A 14,683-nucleotide genomic window follows, 5' to 3' on the forward strand; every position below is an offset into this window, starting at 1 on the left:
CGCGATCGGCCCCGGAAAAGTCCCTGCCGCTGATGGGATGATGAAAGCTTTTGATGGCGGAGTTCCAGGCACTCGCGAAAACGAAGTCACGAAACGCGGTTGCGCTCGACGGTGAGCTGCGCATAAGGCGAGCCGCCGCCGGCCATCTCGGCCGACACTTTCTTCTCCCACTGGAAGCCTAAAACCGCGCCTTCTGTGGTTTCCTGGAAGATGTTGTCGGTGATGACGGCGGCGCCGGCGCCATCGGCGACCGAGACGGCGCATCCCACAGGCGCCTTGCGCACCACATTGCCGCTGACGACGACGTTGCGCAGATAGGGACCCCAGCCGATCTGCATTCCCCAGCGCGGCGCGCCTTCGATCACATTGCCTGAGATCAGCGTATCGGCCTCCGCCGCGATGCCGATGCCGAAACCGACCTCGTGCTGGTAGGGCCCTTTCAGCGTCAGGTTGCGCACGACATTGCCGGTCACGCTCGCCAGCCTGCCGCCCTCGTCGAAATTGGCGATCGAGATGCCGTTCGCTGCTCCGTCGATCATGTTGGCGGAAACGACGGCGCCCTCGAAGGCGAATTCCACATAGATCGCCGTCTCGCCGGATCGCCGGCACTGGTTGCTGCTGATCTGGATGTCCGATGCCGAATTTGCGCGGATCGCCGTGAAGGCGCAGTCGGAGATATGGTTGTTCACCACCATCACCCCGTCGGCACGGAAGATATTGATGCCGTTGCCGTTTTCGCCGGTGCCGCCGTCATTGGCGCGGATGTTGGAGATGCGGTTGCCGGAAACGACTGTGCCGTCCTCCGCCTTCTTCCAGCGATGCACCAGGATGCCGCCATTGCCGCAATCGGAGATCGTGTTGCCGGTGACCGAAAGATTGGCGGAATCGACCGCATAAAGCCCGGATTGCCCGGCACCGGAAATACGGCTGCGCTCGATCCGCCCGCCGCAGCGCTCCAACTGCAGTCCGTGTTTGCGGCTGCCGCCGATCTCGCAATTGTCGATCAGCAGTTCGTCGACGCCGGTAAATTGCAGCAGACCGCCGGCGTGGTCGGCGAGCGAGCGATTGCCGCCGTCGATGACGAGATTGGAAAGCTCGATGCGGCGCACGTTCTCGGCCGAAAACAGCTGGCCTTCGCCGGTGTAGACGATCCGCGAGGCGCCGGGCACGCCCGATATGCGTGTATTGTCGGGCAGGGTCAGATTGGAGATCCGGTAGGTGCCGGGCGGCAGGAAGACCGGCACGTTTTCCCGCGCCGCCTGTTTGATCATCTGCTCAAGGTTGCGGTTTTTGCGGTCGCCGCTTTCGGGAATGGCGCGATATTCCGCTGCGTCGATCGTCCCGCGCAAATTGGGCTCGGCGGCCGCCGTCCGCGGCGAGGCCAGCGCACGCGATGCCCCGCCCGCAATCGCCGAGGCGGCGACAAGGAGCAGCATGTCGCGGCGTGAAGGCATCCCGGGCTCCCTGATCATGGCGTGTTCATTCATTGGCATGTCCATAGCAGGAAACATGCCAGGGGGCCTGTCTCTTTCTGGGGCAGGCGGCCGGATTTGCGGTTATGGCGATCGGCAACGGCAGGATATCGCCGCGGATTTTGTCGTCTTGTTCACCCTTTCATTTAAGCAAGCCGAAGGGAATGGGGACTACTTTGAAGGGAATTTTTCGGGTGACGATGCGGGGTGTGGGCCTTCGGCCCACCGGGGAGAATGGCGGCATGCACGAACCGAGTGCCAGGCGATGGGAATCGACCGATGCCCTGTCGGCCGAAACGCGGCGCGTCGTCGCCGCGACGGAGGCGATGATGGCCTCGACTGCCCATCACCTCTCCGAAGGCATCGAGAACCTGCGCCTCAAGGCAATCGTCCACGAACTTCCGGATTTCCTCTACGTCAAGGATCGTGACGGCCGCTTCGTCTTCGCCAATGCCGTCACCGCCAGCAGCCTCGGCCTCGAGAGCGCTGATCTGCTCACCGGCAAGCGTGATTTCGACCTGTTCGATTTCGAGACGGCTCGCCGCCATTTCGATATCGAGCAGCAGATCATGGCGACGGGACAAGCCTCTATCGACATGGAGGAAAGCTACGTCCTGCCCGGCGGCAAAAGGCCGATATGCCGGCTGACCTCGAAGATACCGCTGCGCAACGACCGCGGCGAGATCGTCGGCCTGATCGGCGTCTCCCGTGATATCACCGAACGCAAGCTTCAGGAGGATCTCCATCGCGGCCAGGCGAAACTGCTCGAAATGATCGCCCGCAACGAGCCGTTGCCGATGATCCTCGAGGCGCTGGTCCTGATGATCGAGGAGCAACTGACGGATATCGATGGCTCGGTGCTGCTGCTCGACAGCGAGGGCACCAGGCTTTACCACGGCGCGGCGCCCAACCTGCCCGGCGGCTACAGCCGGCTCATCGATGGTGTCACGATCGGTCCTAAGGTCGGCTCCTGCGGCACCGCCGCCTGGCGCGGCCAAGCCGTGATCGTCGATGACGTGATGAGCGATCCGCTGTGGGAGGATTTCCGCGCCTTGATTGCCCCCTTCGGCTTCCGCTCCTGCTGGTCGACGCCGATCGCCACCGCGCAGAATAACGTGCTCGGCACTTTCGCGCTCTATTCCAGACAAGTCCGCCGTCCCACAGAGCACGAGATGAAGCTGGTGGCGCTCGCCACCCACATTGCCGGCATTGCCATCGAGCGCAAGCGTGTCGATGACCGCATCCACTTCATGGCCCATCACGACGATCTCACCGGCCTGCCGAACCGCGCCTTCCTGAAGGAACGGCTGGCGAATATTCTCGACCAGGCCCGGCGCAACAACCGCAAGGTCACCGTCGCCTATATCGATCTCGACAATTTCAAGGATATCAATGACGGCCGCGGCCACGCCGCCGGCGACGAGGTGCTGAAGGAAACCGCCGCCCGCATGGCCAACAGCGTCAGGGCATCCGATATGGTGGTGCGCCTCGGCGGCGACGAATTCCTCGTGGTGCTCGTCCATCAGTCGAGCCACGATGCCGGCATCACCCGCCGTCTGCGCGAGTTGCAGAAGGCCATCAACCGGCCGATCCGCAGCGACGGCGGCGAGATCACCGTCACTTCGAGCATCGGCGTCGCCGCCTTTCCCTTCGATGGCGCAACCTCGGAAGTGCTTCTCGCCAATGCCGACCGCGCCATGTACCGCGCCAAGGAACTCGGCCGCAACACATTGCAGCACCACGATGGCGGCAGTACGCCAGTCGGAATGCCGCTCGGCGAGCAGGAGGAATTGCACCAGGCGATCACCGGCGACCAGCTTTTCCTGCAATACCAGCCGCAGGTCGATGTCGCCACCGGCCGCATCACCGGCATCGAGGCGCTGGTGCGCTGGAACCATCCGGCCAAGGGCAGGGTGCCGCCGGTCAATTTCATCCCGCTTGCCGAAGAAACCGGCCTCATCGTTCCCCTCGGTCTGTGGGTGCTGAACGAGGCCTGCCGCCAAGCGCGCCTATGGCAGGATATGGGTCTGACGCCGCTGACGATCGCCGTCAACGTCTCCACCAAACAATTCGCCGATCCGGATTTTGCCACTCACGTCGCCGAGGCGCTGGAGCGCCACCGCCTGCAATCGCGCTGGCTGGAACTGGAGGTCACCGAAAGCGTGGTAATGCAGGATGCCGACCGCGCGCTCGCCATGATGGAATCGCTGCGGGCGCTTGGCGTGCGCCTGTCGATCGACGATTTCGGCTCCGGCTATTCCAGCCTGGCGGCACTGAAGACCTTCCCCTTCGACCGCCTGAAGATGGACCGTTCGCTGGTCGAAGCCCTGCCGGGCGACAAAACAGCCGTCGCCATCGCCTCGGCGGTGATTTCGCTGGCGCAGACGCTGAAGCTTTCGGTTCTCGCCGAAGGCGTCGAGACCGACGCCCAGATGGAGTTCCTGCGGCACGCGCGCTGTGAGGAGGCGCAAGGCTACCGCTTCTCCAAGCCGGTTTCGCCGGAAGAGATTCCGGCATTACTGCGGGCGCGGGACCTCTGAGACTTAATCTCACAAGCCTGCCAATCGCCTCGATTTCTAAACACGAATGATATTGAGCCGCAGAGCGCTGACGACGGCCTGCGTTCTCGTCGTACATCCCAGCTTCTTGATGGCGCTGCCGATGTTATGGTTGACCGCATTCTCCGTGAGATCGAGAAGCTTTGCAATTTCATTGCCCTTCCTGCCGCCGGCGGTCAGCGTCAGGCAGTCCAGTTCGCCCCGCGTAAACTCGATGGGCTTGTGTTTCTCGTTCAATGTGAGTTGTGAAAGCCGGTCATAAATGAGTGTGGCGATAAACAGGAGCTTCGCCATTTCGATCATGTCGAAATTCCGTAGCCCCGAAATCGACATGGCGCCGCGTCCGCCCGCGGCATCGTGAACAGGAAAATAGGCACCTTTTCCCATGCCATACCGGTAGAACAGCTCGATGGCCGTGGACTTCTTGCCCTCGCCACGATCGGTATTGATCGCTTCGACATCATAATTGAACGGGCTGGTCGATCTCAGCATTCGACGGATGACCGGACTGTCGATCATCAGATTATGGGCGTCATAATAATCCACCATTTCCGCCGGCCAGTTGGTAATGATTTTGGTTGCGCCTATTTCGACGAAGTCGACCGTGGGTAGCGTCATGATCAGGAAAGCATTCATTCCAAGGTCCTGAGTGAGGCCCTTCATATATTTGAACACTTCGTAATGCGTGTTGAAGCCTGCCGCGACTTCCTCGATTCGATTAAATTCAGCCTCGAGCTTCATGTCTTTCTCCGATCCGCCGTTCGCATGCGGGATGGCCACTGGTGTACCCGCCGAAGCGCCTGTCTCGGAAGTCGATTCCATACGCTCGAAGGCCGATTCAACTTTGCCGCCGCGGAGGAAGAATCGAACGGCCGCCAGGTACCGGAACACAAGCATAAAGGGGCGGGTAATACTTAACAAAAAGTAAACCAATCCTCGGGCTTTTGGGGACAGGCCAAGGTGAAAAATCCCCAACTTGACCTCCGAGATCCTCGCCGAGGGATATTCTACCGTCCTGGAGTCTCTCCAATGGAGAAGTTTAAGTCATTGATTTGGATTTGTTAATTCCAACAAAAAGCTCCCGGCGCCAAGCGCTGTTTTGCCGAGCAGTTCGGTTAATGGGTGCTTAATGAATTTAGCGGATTTTATTTTCAGGTTGCTCGTCCAGCACAAGCCCGTGATGGGTCGCGCCAATCATTCGTTCAGACCTGAGTAGGGGGAACAGCATGAAGAAAATAGCGTTTGGTTTCGGATCTGATGCCAAGGCAATATTGGCGGCAATGAGCAGGTCACAGGCCATCATCGAGTTCGACCTCACCGGCAAGATTCTAACCGCCAATGCTAATTTCTGTGCCGCGCTCGGCTACAAGTTGTCTGAGATTGTCGGCCAACACCACAAGATATTCGTCGAGCCGGCGGACGCCGCGTCGGCCGACTATCGCGAGTTCTGGGCGAAGCTCGGCCGAGGCGAGTACGATCAGCGCCAGTACAAGCGCATCGGCAAGGGGGGCAAGGAAATTTGGATTGAGGCTTCCTATAACCCCGTCTTCAGCGGCGAAAAACCATACAAGGTCGTGAAATTCGCGACCGACATCACGAAGCAGAAGCTGCAAAGTGCTGAAGACGCCGGCAAATTGAACGCACTTTCGCGCGTCCAGGCGGTTATCGAGTTCACACCGAAGGGCGAGATTCTGTCGGCGAACGAGAATTTCTTGTCGGCTCTCGGCTATCAGATTGCGGAGATCACCGGTCGCCACCATTCCATGTTTTGCGAAAATGCTTACGTCAACAGTGACGAATATCGGCGGTTCTGGGAGCGTCTGTCGGGTGGGGAGTTCGTCGCGGATGAGTTTCTGCGCATAGGCAAGGGCGGAAAAAGGATCTATATCCAGGCCTCCTACAATCCGATTTTCGACATGAACGGCAGGGTATTCAAGGTTGTCAAGTTCGCGACCGACGTCACTGCCCGCGTGAACAATGTCGATCAGCTGGCAGGATCGTTGATGGCCCTGTCTGGCGGAGATTTGACCCAGGAAGTCGCAACACCGTTCATTCCCACACTGGAGAAACTCCGGACCGACTTCAACGCTGCGGCTACCAAGCTCCGCGAAGCGATGCAGGTCGTCGCCCAAAATGCAACGGGTATCGCTGCCGGAGCTCAGCAAATTCGTTCCGCGTCGGACGATTTGTCAAAGCGCACGGAACAGCAAGCCGCTTCCGTCGAGGAAACCGCAGCTGCGCTTGAAGAGATCACCACAACGGTTTCCGATTCCAGCAGCCGCGCCCAGGAAGCCGGCCAGTTGGTGCGAAGGACCCGCGAAAATGCCGAGCGCTCCGGAGCGGTGGTCCGCAGCGCGGTCGAGGCGATGGGGAAGATCGAAACATCGTCCGCGGAAATCGGCAATATCATCGGCGTCATCGACGAGATTGCGTTTCAGACCAATCTATTGGCGCTTAACGCAGGCGTCGAGGCGGCACGCGCCGGCGACGCCGGCAAAGGGTTTGCGGTCGTAGCGCAAGAAGTTCGCGAGCTTGCTCAGCGATCAGCCAAAGCGGCAAAAGAGATCAAGGAGCTCATCATCGCATCCAACGAGCATGTGAAGAGCGGGGTGACCCTCGTTGGCGAAACCGGCAAGGCCTTGGAGGAAATTGTCGCCCAGGTTCAGCAGGTCAACGGCAATGTTCTCGCGATCGTCGAAAGCTCGAAGGAGCAGGCGACGGGATTGAAGGAAATCAACACCGCCGTAAACACCATGGACCAGGGTACGCAGCAGAATGCAGCCATGGTCGAGGAATCGACGGCAGCCGCCCATAGTCTCGCCAGAGAGGCTGACGCGCTCTTCCAGCTGTTAGGGCAGTTCAACATCGGCGGCCTGGCCTCACGACAACCACGCCCCGTTGTGGCAACTCCAGCTTCCAAGCCCGTCGCATCGCCACCGCGCGCAATGGCTGCGAAGGTGAGCGCCGCCTTCCATGGCAATGCGGCAATTGCCGGCGGCGACTGGCAGGAGTTCTGAGACCGGGCGCGGCGGTTCCTCATTTCATAGCCTTGCCGATCGCTTCGATCTCGTTCGTCCAGATGCCTGCCGCATAATTCTGCGGCAGGCGCGCCAGGAGCGCGGGGTCGTCGATGCCGGCGGAAAAATCGCTACCGCGATAGGGGCCGAGCACGAAGACCTCAGTTCCGGCATCCTGCATCCGGTTGAGAAAACGGTCCGGCCAGCCCCAGAGCCATGGCGCAATATTGATCGGCACCAGCATCATGCGTGTCTGCAGGCATCCGGCAGCAAGCCGGTCCAGCAATAGCCGATGTAGCCGGTAAGGCAGGTCTTCCGGCTCTTGCGCGAGGCGGTCTTGAGATCGGGCACGAGCCGGCGCAGGACATCGATCGGCTCGTCGCCGCCATAAACGATGATCTGAGCCCGTCGCTCAGTGGAAAGCCCGTTCAGCACGGCTGCGAGCTTTTCACCCTCGGATGGATCACGGCTCTTGACGTTGATGAGGAAGCGCCGATCGGGAAAAGTCGAAAGCACCTCGGCAAGCGTCGGCATCATGCCGATGCCGCGGCCGCGAAACGGAAACGTCTGGCCGCCATCGGCGGTATAGCCGTAGCCAATGTCGAGCTTTCGCATCTCCGCCATCGAATGCTCGCGCGTGACGCCGCGGCCGTCGGTGCGGCAGTCGAGCGTCCAGTCGTGAAAGACGGCGAAAGCGCCGTCCGTCGTCGGATGCACGTCGATCTCGACAATATCGGCGCCGGCAGCAAAGCCTGCCTGCATCGAGCGGATGGTGTTTTCGAGGTAATCATGTTTCGGCGGCAGCATGCGGCTCGCCGTGCAGGTATCGTTCTTCAGATCGGTCTCGTCGAACCGCTGGGCAATGCCGCGATGGGCGAGTAGTTCAGGCTTTCCCGGACGCTGCTCCGCCAGAAGGCTGGTATTGTTGAGGTAGATGCCGGCCGCGGCCAGTGCGATTGCGCCGGCGCAATAGAAAAGCTTCCTGCCCAATGCCGCTCCTCCTGATTGCATCTGTGGATTCAACAGCTAGAAAGCGATTCTGGTTGTTCTTGGGCTCTTTTCCGGCTTTTCTATGCCAATGGCTTATATGCCGGAAAGGATTGTCATCGCGATGGAACAACAGGACGACGAGCTCATCCATTTCGAAGCGCATGGCGCGGCCGCCTTGCCGCCGGCCGCCGTCGAAGGTCATGTTGGGCGGGACGGCGCCCGCATCTGGTATGCGACCTATGGCGACGGCCCGCCGGTCATCCTGCTGCATGGCGGCCTCGGACATAGCGGCAACTGGGGCTACCAGGTCCCGGCGCTCCTCAGCAGCGGCCGCCGCGTTGTGCTGATCGACAGCCGCGGCCATGGAAGAAGCACCCGCGATTCCCGCCCCTATACCTATGAGTTGATGGCGGCGGACGTTCTCGCCGTCATGGACGATCTCTCTCTCGAAAGGGCGGCCTTCGTTGGCTGGAGCGATGGCGCCTGCATCGCTTTGATCCTCGCCATGACGGCGCCGTCGCGTGTCGAGGGCGTCTTCTTCTTCGCCTGCAACATGGATCCGAGCGGCACGCTGGAATTCGTCCCGACCCCGGTCATCGACCGCTGTTTCTGCAGGCATGCCAGGGATTATGCCGCATTGTCCGCGACGCCGGACGATTTTCAGCCCTTCGTCGAGGCGGTCAGCCTGATGATGCGGACGGAGCCGAATTATCAGGCTGCCGATCTCGCCAGGGTCGACGTATCGGTCGCCATCGCCCTCGGCGAGCACGACGAATTCATCAAGCCCGAGCACGCCGAATATCTTGCCCGCGGCATTCCCAACGCGCAGATGATCTATCTCACGGGCGTCAGCCATTTTGCGCCGCTGCAGCGGTCGGCGGAGTTCAACGCCGCGGTGTTGTCCTTCCTTGACGACATCGGCACACAAAAAAATGAAGACTTGCGGCGTTGAGCCGCGGCAGCGGAATTTCTTAAGAATTTGGTAACTTTTTCGTATCGGCAAACGTAGGATCCTCTGGGAAGGATTCGTTTGTCGTTCGTTCACGGAAACCTTCGGGCCGCCGCCCACCCATGCGACTTCCTATGCATGGGCGGATTGTGCGGTTCGATGGCCGGTGCTCGATCCGCGGCTCCCCCGCTTGAATTGAGAAGGCCAGGGAGCCGGAATGATCAGCATCGATATGGAAGAAAGAACTTCGATCGCGCGCAAATCGCTGAATGACGCCATGGGTTTTCAGGCGTCGGGAGATCTCGAAAGCGCCGAGAAAGCCTATGTCAGAGTCCTGCACAAGGACTATCGCACGATAGATATTCTACCGCTCCTGGCGGGTGTCGTCGCAAAGAGAGGCGATGACGAAACCGCTCTCTACTACTGGAATAAACTGCTCGGCCTCAATCCCGGCCATCTCGTCGCCCTCATGGAAAAAGGTGCGCTGCTGCGCCGGCTCGGCCGGTCGGCGGAAGCGGTCGGCTGTTATGAGATGGCGCGTGGCCTGTCACCGGAAAATCCTGTCGTGCGCAACAACCTCGCCGTGGCGCTCGCCGATTCGGGCCGGCAGCCGGAGGCGCTTGCCGAGTTTCGTCATGTTCTGCGGCTGCAGCCGGACAATATCAACGCCTGGCATCAGATAAGGCGCATCTCTTCATCGATCGTACCCTTCTGGCACATCGCCATGATGAACGACACCAGACGCAACGACGCTTTCGAAGCGGCGATCCGCCGTGCCATAGAGCTGCGCGGAGCCGACGCGCAGATCCTCGATATCGGCGCCGGCAGCGGCCTGCTGTCGATGATGGCGGCGCGCGCCGGCGCTACCAATATCGCGACCTGTGAGAGTGTGGCTGTCATCGCGCAGACCGCGGAGCGGATCATCGCTGCCAATGGTTATCGCGAACAGATCGATATCTTCGAAAAGCCCTCGACCGAACTTTCTGTCGGCAGGGAGATAAAAGCTCGCGCCGACATTCTGATTTCCGAGATCCTTTCGAGCGATCTCCTGGCCGAAGACGTGCTGAAAACCTTCGAGGACGCCCACGCCCGACTGGTCCGCGAGGACGCTATCGTCATTCCACGCGCCGCCGCTGCCATGGGCTGCCTGGTTGCCAGCGAAACGCTCTCGAACTATGCCCATGTCGGCGAGGTCTGCGGCTTCGACATGTCGCAGTTCAATGCGCTCGCCCCGCTGCGTCTGCCGGTTCACGGTACGATGACCGAGTGGACCAGGCTTTCGGATGATTTCGAGATCGCCACAGTGGATCTCACCGCTCGCAAACATATTGCTGCGTTGCGTAAGATATCGGTGCCTGTTCAGGCAAACGGCACCGCAGTCGGGGTCGTCCAGTGGATGAAAGTCGATCTGATCGAGGGCGTGGTTTTTAGCAATCACCCCGACGACTATCATGATGGCGGCTGGCTCCAGGTTCTTCACACCTTCCCGCAGCCGGTAGACGTCCGTGCCGGGACGTCACTGGACATGCTGGTTGGCCACGACAGAACGAGCCTGCTGATGACGCCGGTCGTCTGAGCAACCGGCTTGCGTCACCGCCAAGGAGATCATCATGGCCGTCTTGAGGAAAGGCGGCCATTGACGTTACTGTCCGAATTGTTTCGACCAGCGTCCGATGGAGTCGAGCTTATGCATTGCGCGTTTCCGGCGCATTCGACAATCCCTGTTTCCGCCCTCTGGCCTCGCGTTCATTTCCCGCTATCTCTCGTTTCATGAGACCTGATGCGCTGCTCTATCCTGCCCCCGAAGGGCTCTATTGTCCGGAAGGCGGCTTTTATGTCGACCCGGTGCGGCCAGTTGAGCAGGCGCTCGTCACCCATGGCCATTCCGACCATGCCCGGCCGGGCCATGTGAACGTACTTGCCACCCGCCAGACGCTCGACATCATGCGCCTGCGTTACGGCGAGGGTTTCTGCGCCAGCGAGCAGGCTGCGGCCTTCGGCGAGGAACTGCTGGTCAACGGCGTCAAGGTGAGCTTCCATCCCGCCGGCCATGTGCTCGGCTCGGCCCAGATCGCCATCGAGAAGAATGGCACCCGCATCGTCGTCTCCGGCGATTATAAGCGCCGCCCCGACCCGACCTGCGCCGCCTACGTTCCGGTCCCTTGCGATGTCTTCATCACCGAGGCGACCTTCGGCCTGCCGGTCTTTCATCATCCGGATCCGATGGATGAGATCGGCAAACTGCTGGCCTCGCTGCGGCAATTTCCCGAGCGCACCCATCTCGTCGGCGCCTATGCGCTGGGGAAGGCCCAGCGCGTCATCCGGTTGCTGCGCGATGCCGGTTATGCCGAACCGATCTATATCCACGGCGCCATGGAAAAACTCTGCGACTATTATGTCGAACAAGGGATCGATCTCGGCGAGCTGCTGCCGGCCACGGTCGAAAGCCGTGACAAATCCGCCTTCAAGGGTGCCGTCGTCATCGGCCCGTCATCGGCCTTCGCCGACCGCTGGGCCCGCCGCTTCAACGAGCCGCTGCCGGCCTTCGCCTCCGGCTGGATGATGGTGCGCCAGCGCGCCAGACAGCACGGCGTCGAACTGCCGCTCGTCATCTCCGATCATTGCGACTGGCCGGAACTGACGGAAACCATCCGGGAACTGCATCCGGCCGAGGTCTGGGTGACCCATGGCCGCGAGGAGGCGCTGGTGCGCTGGTGCCAATTGCAGGGCATCAAGGCCAAACCGCTGCATCTGGTCGGTTATGAGGACGAGGCGGATTGAGGCGATGAGCGGCACCCTGGATCAAAACCCCTCCCCAACCCCTCCCCACAAGGGGGAGGGGCGACCCTGTCGCAACCGCCGCATTTCACCTCGGACGGCCCAGCATATGGCAACGTTGCTTTGGGGCAAGGCGGTGCCGCGCATTAGCCCCTCCCACCTGTGGGGAGGAGTTGGGGAGGGGTCTTCCTCCCAAACCAGGAGGCCGACATGAAAGCCTTCGCCGACCTCCTCGACCGCCTCGTCCTCACCCCCAGCCGCAACGGCAAGCTGAAACTGCTCACCGATTATTTCCGCGACACGCCGGACCCGGACCGCGGCTACGGTCTGGCCGCCATCGCCGGCACGTTGGAGGTGCGCAACGTCAAGCCCGCCATGCTGCGCGAACTGGTGCTGGAGCGCATCGACGAGGTGCTGTTCCGCTATTCCTATGACTATGTCGGCGATCTCGCCGAAACCATCTCGCTCGTCTGGGATAATGAGCAGGATATCGACCGCTCGGCCCTTTCGCAGCCGCGTCTCGGCGAAGTCGTCGCCGGAATGAACGCGCTCGGCCGCACCGAAGTGCGCGGCTTCGTCCGCGATCTGCTCGACCGGCTGGATCCGTCCGGCCGCTTCGCCTTCATCAAGCTGGCGACCGGTGCCATGCGCATCGGCGTTTCCGCCCGGCTTGCCAAGCAGGCGTTGGCCGACCTCGGCGATAGGGACGTCACCGAGATCGAAACCCTCTGGCACGGCCTGCAGCCGCCCTATGAGACGCTGTTCGCATGGCTGGCGGCTAGCGGCGAAAAGCCGGTGCTGGCCACCCCGGCGATCTTCCATTCGGTCATGCTCGCCAATCCGGTGGAGGAGGGGGATCTCACCAGTCTCGATCCGGCGAGTTATGCCGCCGAATGGAAATGGGACGGCATCCGTGTCCAGCTCTCCCGCTCCGGCGATCGGCGCAAGATCTATTCCCGCTCCGGCGACGACATATCTGGCGCCTTTCCCGATATTCTCGAGGCAATCAGTTTTTCCGGCGTCGTCGATGGCGAGTTGCTGGTCGGCGGCACCGCGCGCTCCAACAGCCCGACCCGAACCTTTTCCGACCTGCAGCAGCGGCTGAACCGCAAGACGGTGACGGCAAAGATGCTTGCCGACTACCCGGCCTTCATCCGTACCTATGATCTGCTTTTCGACGATGAGGAGGATGTTCGCGGCCACCCCTATATCGATCGCCGCGACCGGCTGGCCGAGATCATCGATCGCGCCCCCCACGACCGTTTCGACCTCTCGCCGCTCGTGCCGTTCTCGTCGTGGGACGAGCTTGACCGTCTCCGTGCCGCCCCGCCCGATCCGGTCATCGAGGGCGTGATGATCAAGCGCCGCGACAGCGTCTACCAGGCCGGCCGCATGAAGGGGCCCTGGTTCAAGTGGAAGCGCAATCCCTATAATGTCGATGCGGTGCTGATGTATGCCCAGCGCGGCCACGGCAAGCGCTCCAGCTACTATTCCGATTTCACCTTCGGCGTCTGGGCCGATGACGAGGACGGTGAACAGCTGGTGCCGGTCGGCAAAGCCTATTTCGGTTTCACCGATGCCGAACTCGAAGTGCTCGACAAGTTCGTGCGCAACAATACCACCGAACGTTTCGGCCCGGTGCGGGCGGTGCGCGCCGACAAGGATTTCGGCTTCGTCGTCGAAGTGGCCTTCGAAGGCATCAACCGCTCGACCCGGCATAAATCGGGTGTCGCCATGCGCTTCCCCCGCATCGCCCGCCTTCGCCCCGACAAACCCAGCTACGAGGCCGACCGGCTGCGCACGCTGATCGCCATGATCGACGCCAAGCCGGGGTGAGGGTCAATTTCCTGTGCAACAATGCCGCAGGACGATATTTTCAACACGATGTGTATTGGCGGCAACGATCTTCCGGTGCAAATCTCGCGTGCCGGGGAAATGATTTGGGTGCTGCGTTATGAGCTCGAATGAACGGAATTCCTTTTTCCTCCAACGCCGTGCCGTGCTGGCCGGTCTTGCCGGCGCACTCGTCCTGCCGCAAATGGCAGCGGCGTTCGACGTTCCGGATGAACCGCGGCTTGCCAAGCGCGATTATGCCAAGGTCCGCCACCATTTCCGCACCAAGCTTTTGCAGAAGGGCCCGGCGCCCGACAAATACGAACTGCTGAGCGCACCTGCCGACGCCGACAAGATCTTCTATCGCTCGGGATACGGCGAGCTGGAACTGGCCGCTTGGGTCTCGAAGTACAAGCGTGAGCGCGTCGGCAAGCCGGCTGTGCTCTTCCTGCACGGCGGCAACGCCATGGGCGCCGGCCACTGGCAGCTGATGAAACCCTATATGGATGCCGGTTATATCGTGATGATGCCGTCGCTGCGCGGCGAAAACGGCCAGATGGGCAATTTCTCCGGCTTCTACGACGAGGTCGACGACGTTCTCGCCGCCACCGAGCGCCTGGCGCATCTGCCGGGTGTCGATTCGGGGCGCCTGTTCATCGCCGGCCACAGCATCGGCGGCACGCTGACCATGCTGACGGCGATGAGCACCCAGAAATTCCGCGCCGCCGCGCCGATATCGGGCAACCCCGACGCATTCCGCTTCTTCAACCGCTATCCCCAGGATATCCGCTTCGACGACAGCAATACGCATGAATTCGAGGTGCGTTCAGCACTGTGTTACGCCCACAGCTTCAAATGTCCGGTCCGTGTCGTCCATGGCACGGAGGAGCCGCATTTCAACGACCGCGCCGATCTGCTGGCCCGCCGCGCCCGCGCCAACGGCGTGCATATCGAGACCGAAACCGTCGCCGGCAATCACACCTCGGCGCTGCCGGCCGAGATCGAACAGAGCATCCGCTTCTTCCATGGAGTTGCGGCCTGATTTTTTGCCGCCGCTTCAAATACAGGCCCGTTAGGCCTATATTC

9 protein-coding genes and 1 pseudogene are annotated in these 14,683 nt (G+C 61.2%); 7 read left to right on the forward strand and 3 right to left on the reverse strand.

Annotation, left to right across the window (positions count from 1 at the left end):
• Nucleotides 1-86 precede the first annotated feature (86 nt).
• Complete coding sequence (locus HJB89_RS08135; protein ID WP_221149526.1) at nt 87-1,454, reverse strand: TIGR03808 family TAT-translocated repetitive protein; 1,368 nt, start codon at nt 1,452-1,454, stop codon at nt 87-89.
• Nucleotides 1,455-1,714: 260 nt separating this feature from the next.
• Here HJB89_RS08135 and HJB89_RS08140 point away from each other — a divergent pair, with 260 nt between their 5' ends.
• Nucleotides 1,715-4,012: an EAL domain-containing protein gene (locus HJB89_RS08140; RefSeq protein ID WP_221117004.1), complete on the forward strand. Its 2,298-nt coding sequence runs from the start codon at nt 1,715-1,717 to the stop codon at nt 4,010-4,012.
• Nucleotides 4,013-4,048: 36 nt separating this feature from the next.
• Here the strand turns inward: HJB89_RS08140 and HJB89_RS08145 are convergent, their stop codons facing one another.
• Entirely contained in the window at nt 4,049-4,771 is a 723-nt protein-coding gene (locus HJB89_RS08145; protein ID WP_221149696.1) for a LuxR family transcriptional regulator, read from the reverse strand.
• A 485-nt stretch (nt 4,772-5,256) separates the two neighbouring features.
• On the opposite strand from HJB89_RS08145, the gene HJB89_RS08150 reads away from it, so the two are divergent.
• Entirely contained in the window at nt 5,257-7,047 is a 1,791-nt protein-coding gene (locus HJB89_RS08150) for a PAS domain-containing methyl-accepting chemotaxis protein (protein ID WP_221117002.1), read from the forward strand.
• Nucleotides 7,048-7,066: 19 nt separating this feature from the next.
• Here the strand turns inward: HJB89_RS08150 and HJB89_RS08155 are convergent.
• Nucleotides 7,067-8,037, reverse strand: a pseudogene (locus tag HJB89_RS08155) (glycerophosphodiester phosphodiesterase family protein).
• 121 nt (nt 8,038-8,158) lie between these two features.
• Here HJB89_RS08155 and HJB89_RS08160 point away from each other — a divergent pair.
• The 5 genes from HJB89_RS08160 to HJB89_RS08180 all read left to right on the forward strand — a co-directional run bounded on the left by HJB89_RS08160 (nt 8,159) and on the right by HJB89_RS08180 (nt 14,639).
• Nucleotides 8,159-8,989 carry an alpha/beta fold hydrolase gene (locus tag HJB89_RS08160; RefSeq protein ID WP_207583434.1) on the forward strand — a complete coding sequence of 277 codons (831 nt, stop codon included), beginning with the start codon at nt 8,159-8,161 and terminating at the stop codon, nt 8,987-8,989.
• 214 nt (nt 8,990-9,203) lie between these two features.
• Nucleotides 9,204-10,562 (forward strand): tetratricopeptide repeat protein, encoded by a 1,359-nt coding sequence (locus tag HJB89_RS08165; protein ID WP_221149528.1) that lies wholly within the window; start codon nt 9,204-9,206, stop codon nt 10,560-10,562.
• 194 nt (nt 10,563-10,756) lie between these two features.
• Nucleotides 10,757-11,767, forward strand: a complete 1,011-nt coding sequence (locus tag HJB89_RS08170; protein WP_221139838.1) for a ligase-associated DNA damage response exonuclease — start codon at nt 10,757-10,759, stop codon at nt 11,765-11,767.
• A 207-nt stretch (nt 11,768-11,974) separates the two neighbouring features.
• Nucleotides 11,975-13,600 (forward strand): cisplatin damage response ATP-dependent DNA ligase, encoded by a 1,626-nt coding sequence (locus HJB89_RS08175; protein WP_207583437.1) that lies wholly within the window; start codon nt 11,975-11,977, stop codon nt 13,598-13,600.
• Nucleotides 13,601-13,718: 118 nt separating this feature from the next.
• A complete protein-coding gene (locus HJB89_RS08180; protein WP_221149531.1) occupies nt 13,719-14,639 on the forward strand; it encodes a S9 family peptidase in 921 nt (306 codons plus the stop codon).
• The last annotated feature ends 44 nt before the right edge of the window (nt 14,640-14,683 follow it).

Origin of the sequence: Rhizobium sp. NZLR8 (genome assembly GCF_019685025.1) — a bacterium.
Taxonomy (GTDB): domain Bacteria; phylum Pseudomonadota; class Alphaproteobacteria; order Rhizobiales; family Rhizobiaceae; genus Rhizobium.

Bases quoted from the DNA above. Each gene is read 5' to 3' on its own strand.
- HJB89_RS08135 (WP_221149526.1), bottom strand. From the start codon at position 1,454: ATGCCTTCACGCCGCGACATGCTGCTCCTTGTCGCCGCCTCGGCGATT.
- HJB89_RS08140 (WP_221117004.1), top strand. From the start codon at position 1,715: ATGCACGAACCGAGTGCCAGGCGATGGGAATCGACCGATGCCCTGTCG.
- HJB89_RS08145 (WP_221149696.1), bottom strand. From the start codon at position 4,771: ATGAAGCTCGAGGCTGAATTTAATCGAATCGAGGAAGTCGCGGCAGGC.
- HJB89_RS08150 (WP_221117002.1), top strand. From the start codon at position 5,257: ATGAAGAAAATAGCGTTTGGTTTCGGATCTGATGCCAAGGCAATATTG.
- HJB89_RS08160 (WP_207583434.1), top strand. From the start codon at position 8,159: ATGGAACAACAGGACGACGAGCTCATCCATTTCGAAGCGCATGGCGCG.
- HJB89_RS08165 (WP_221149528.1), top strand. From the start codon at position 9,204: ATGATCAGCATCGATATGGAAGAAAGAACTTCGATCGCGCGCAAATCG.
- HJB89_RS08170 (WP_221139838.1), top strand. From the start codon at position 10,757: ATGAGACCTGATGCGCTGCTCTATCCTGCCCCCGAAGGGCTCTATTGT.
- HJB89_RS08175 (WP_207583437.1), top strand. From the start codon at position 11,975: ATGAAAGCCTTCGCCGACCTCCTCGACCGCCTCGTCCTCACCCCCAGC.
- HJB89_RS08180 (WP_221149531.1), top strand. From the start codon at position 13,719: ATGAGCTCGAATGAACGGAATTCCTTTTTCCTCCAACGCCGTGCCGTG.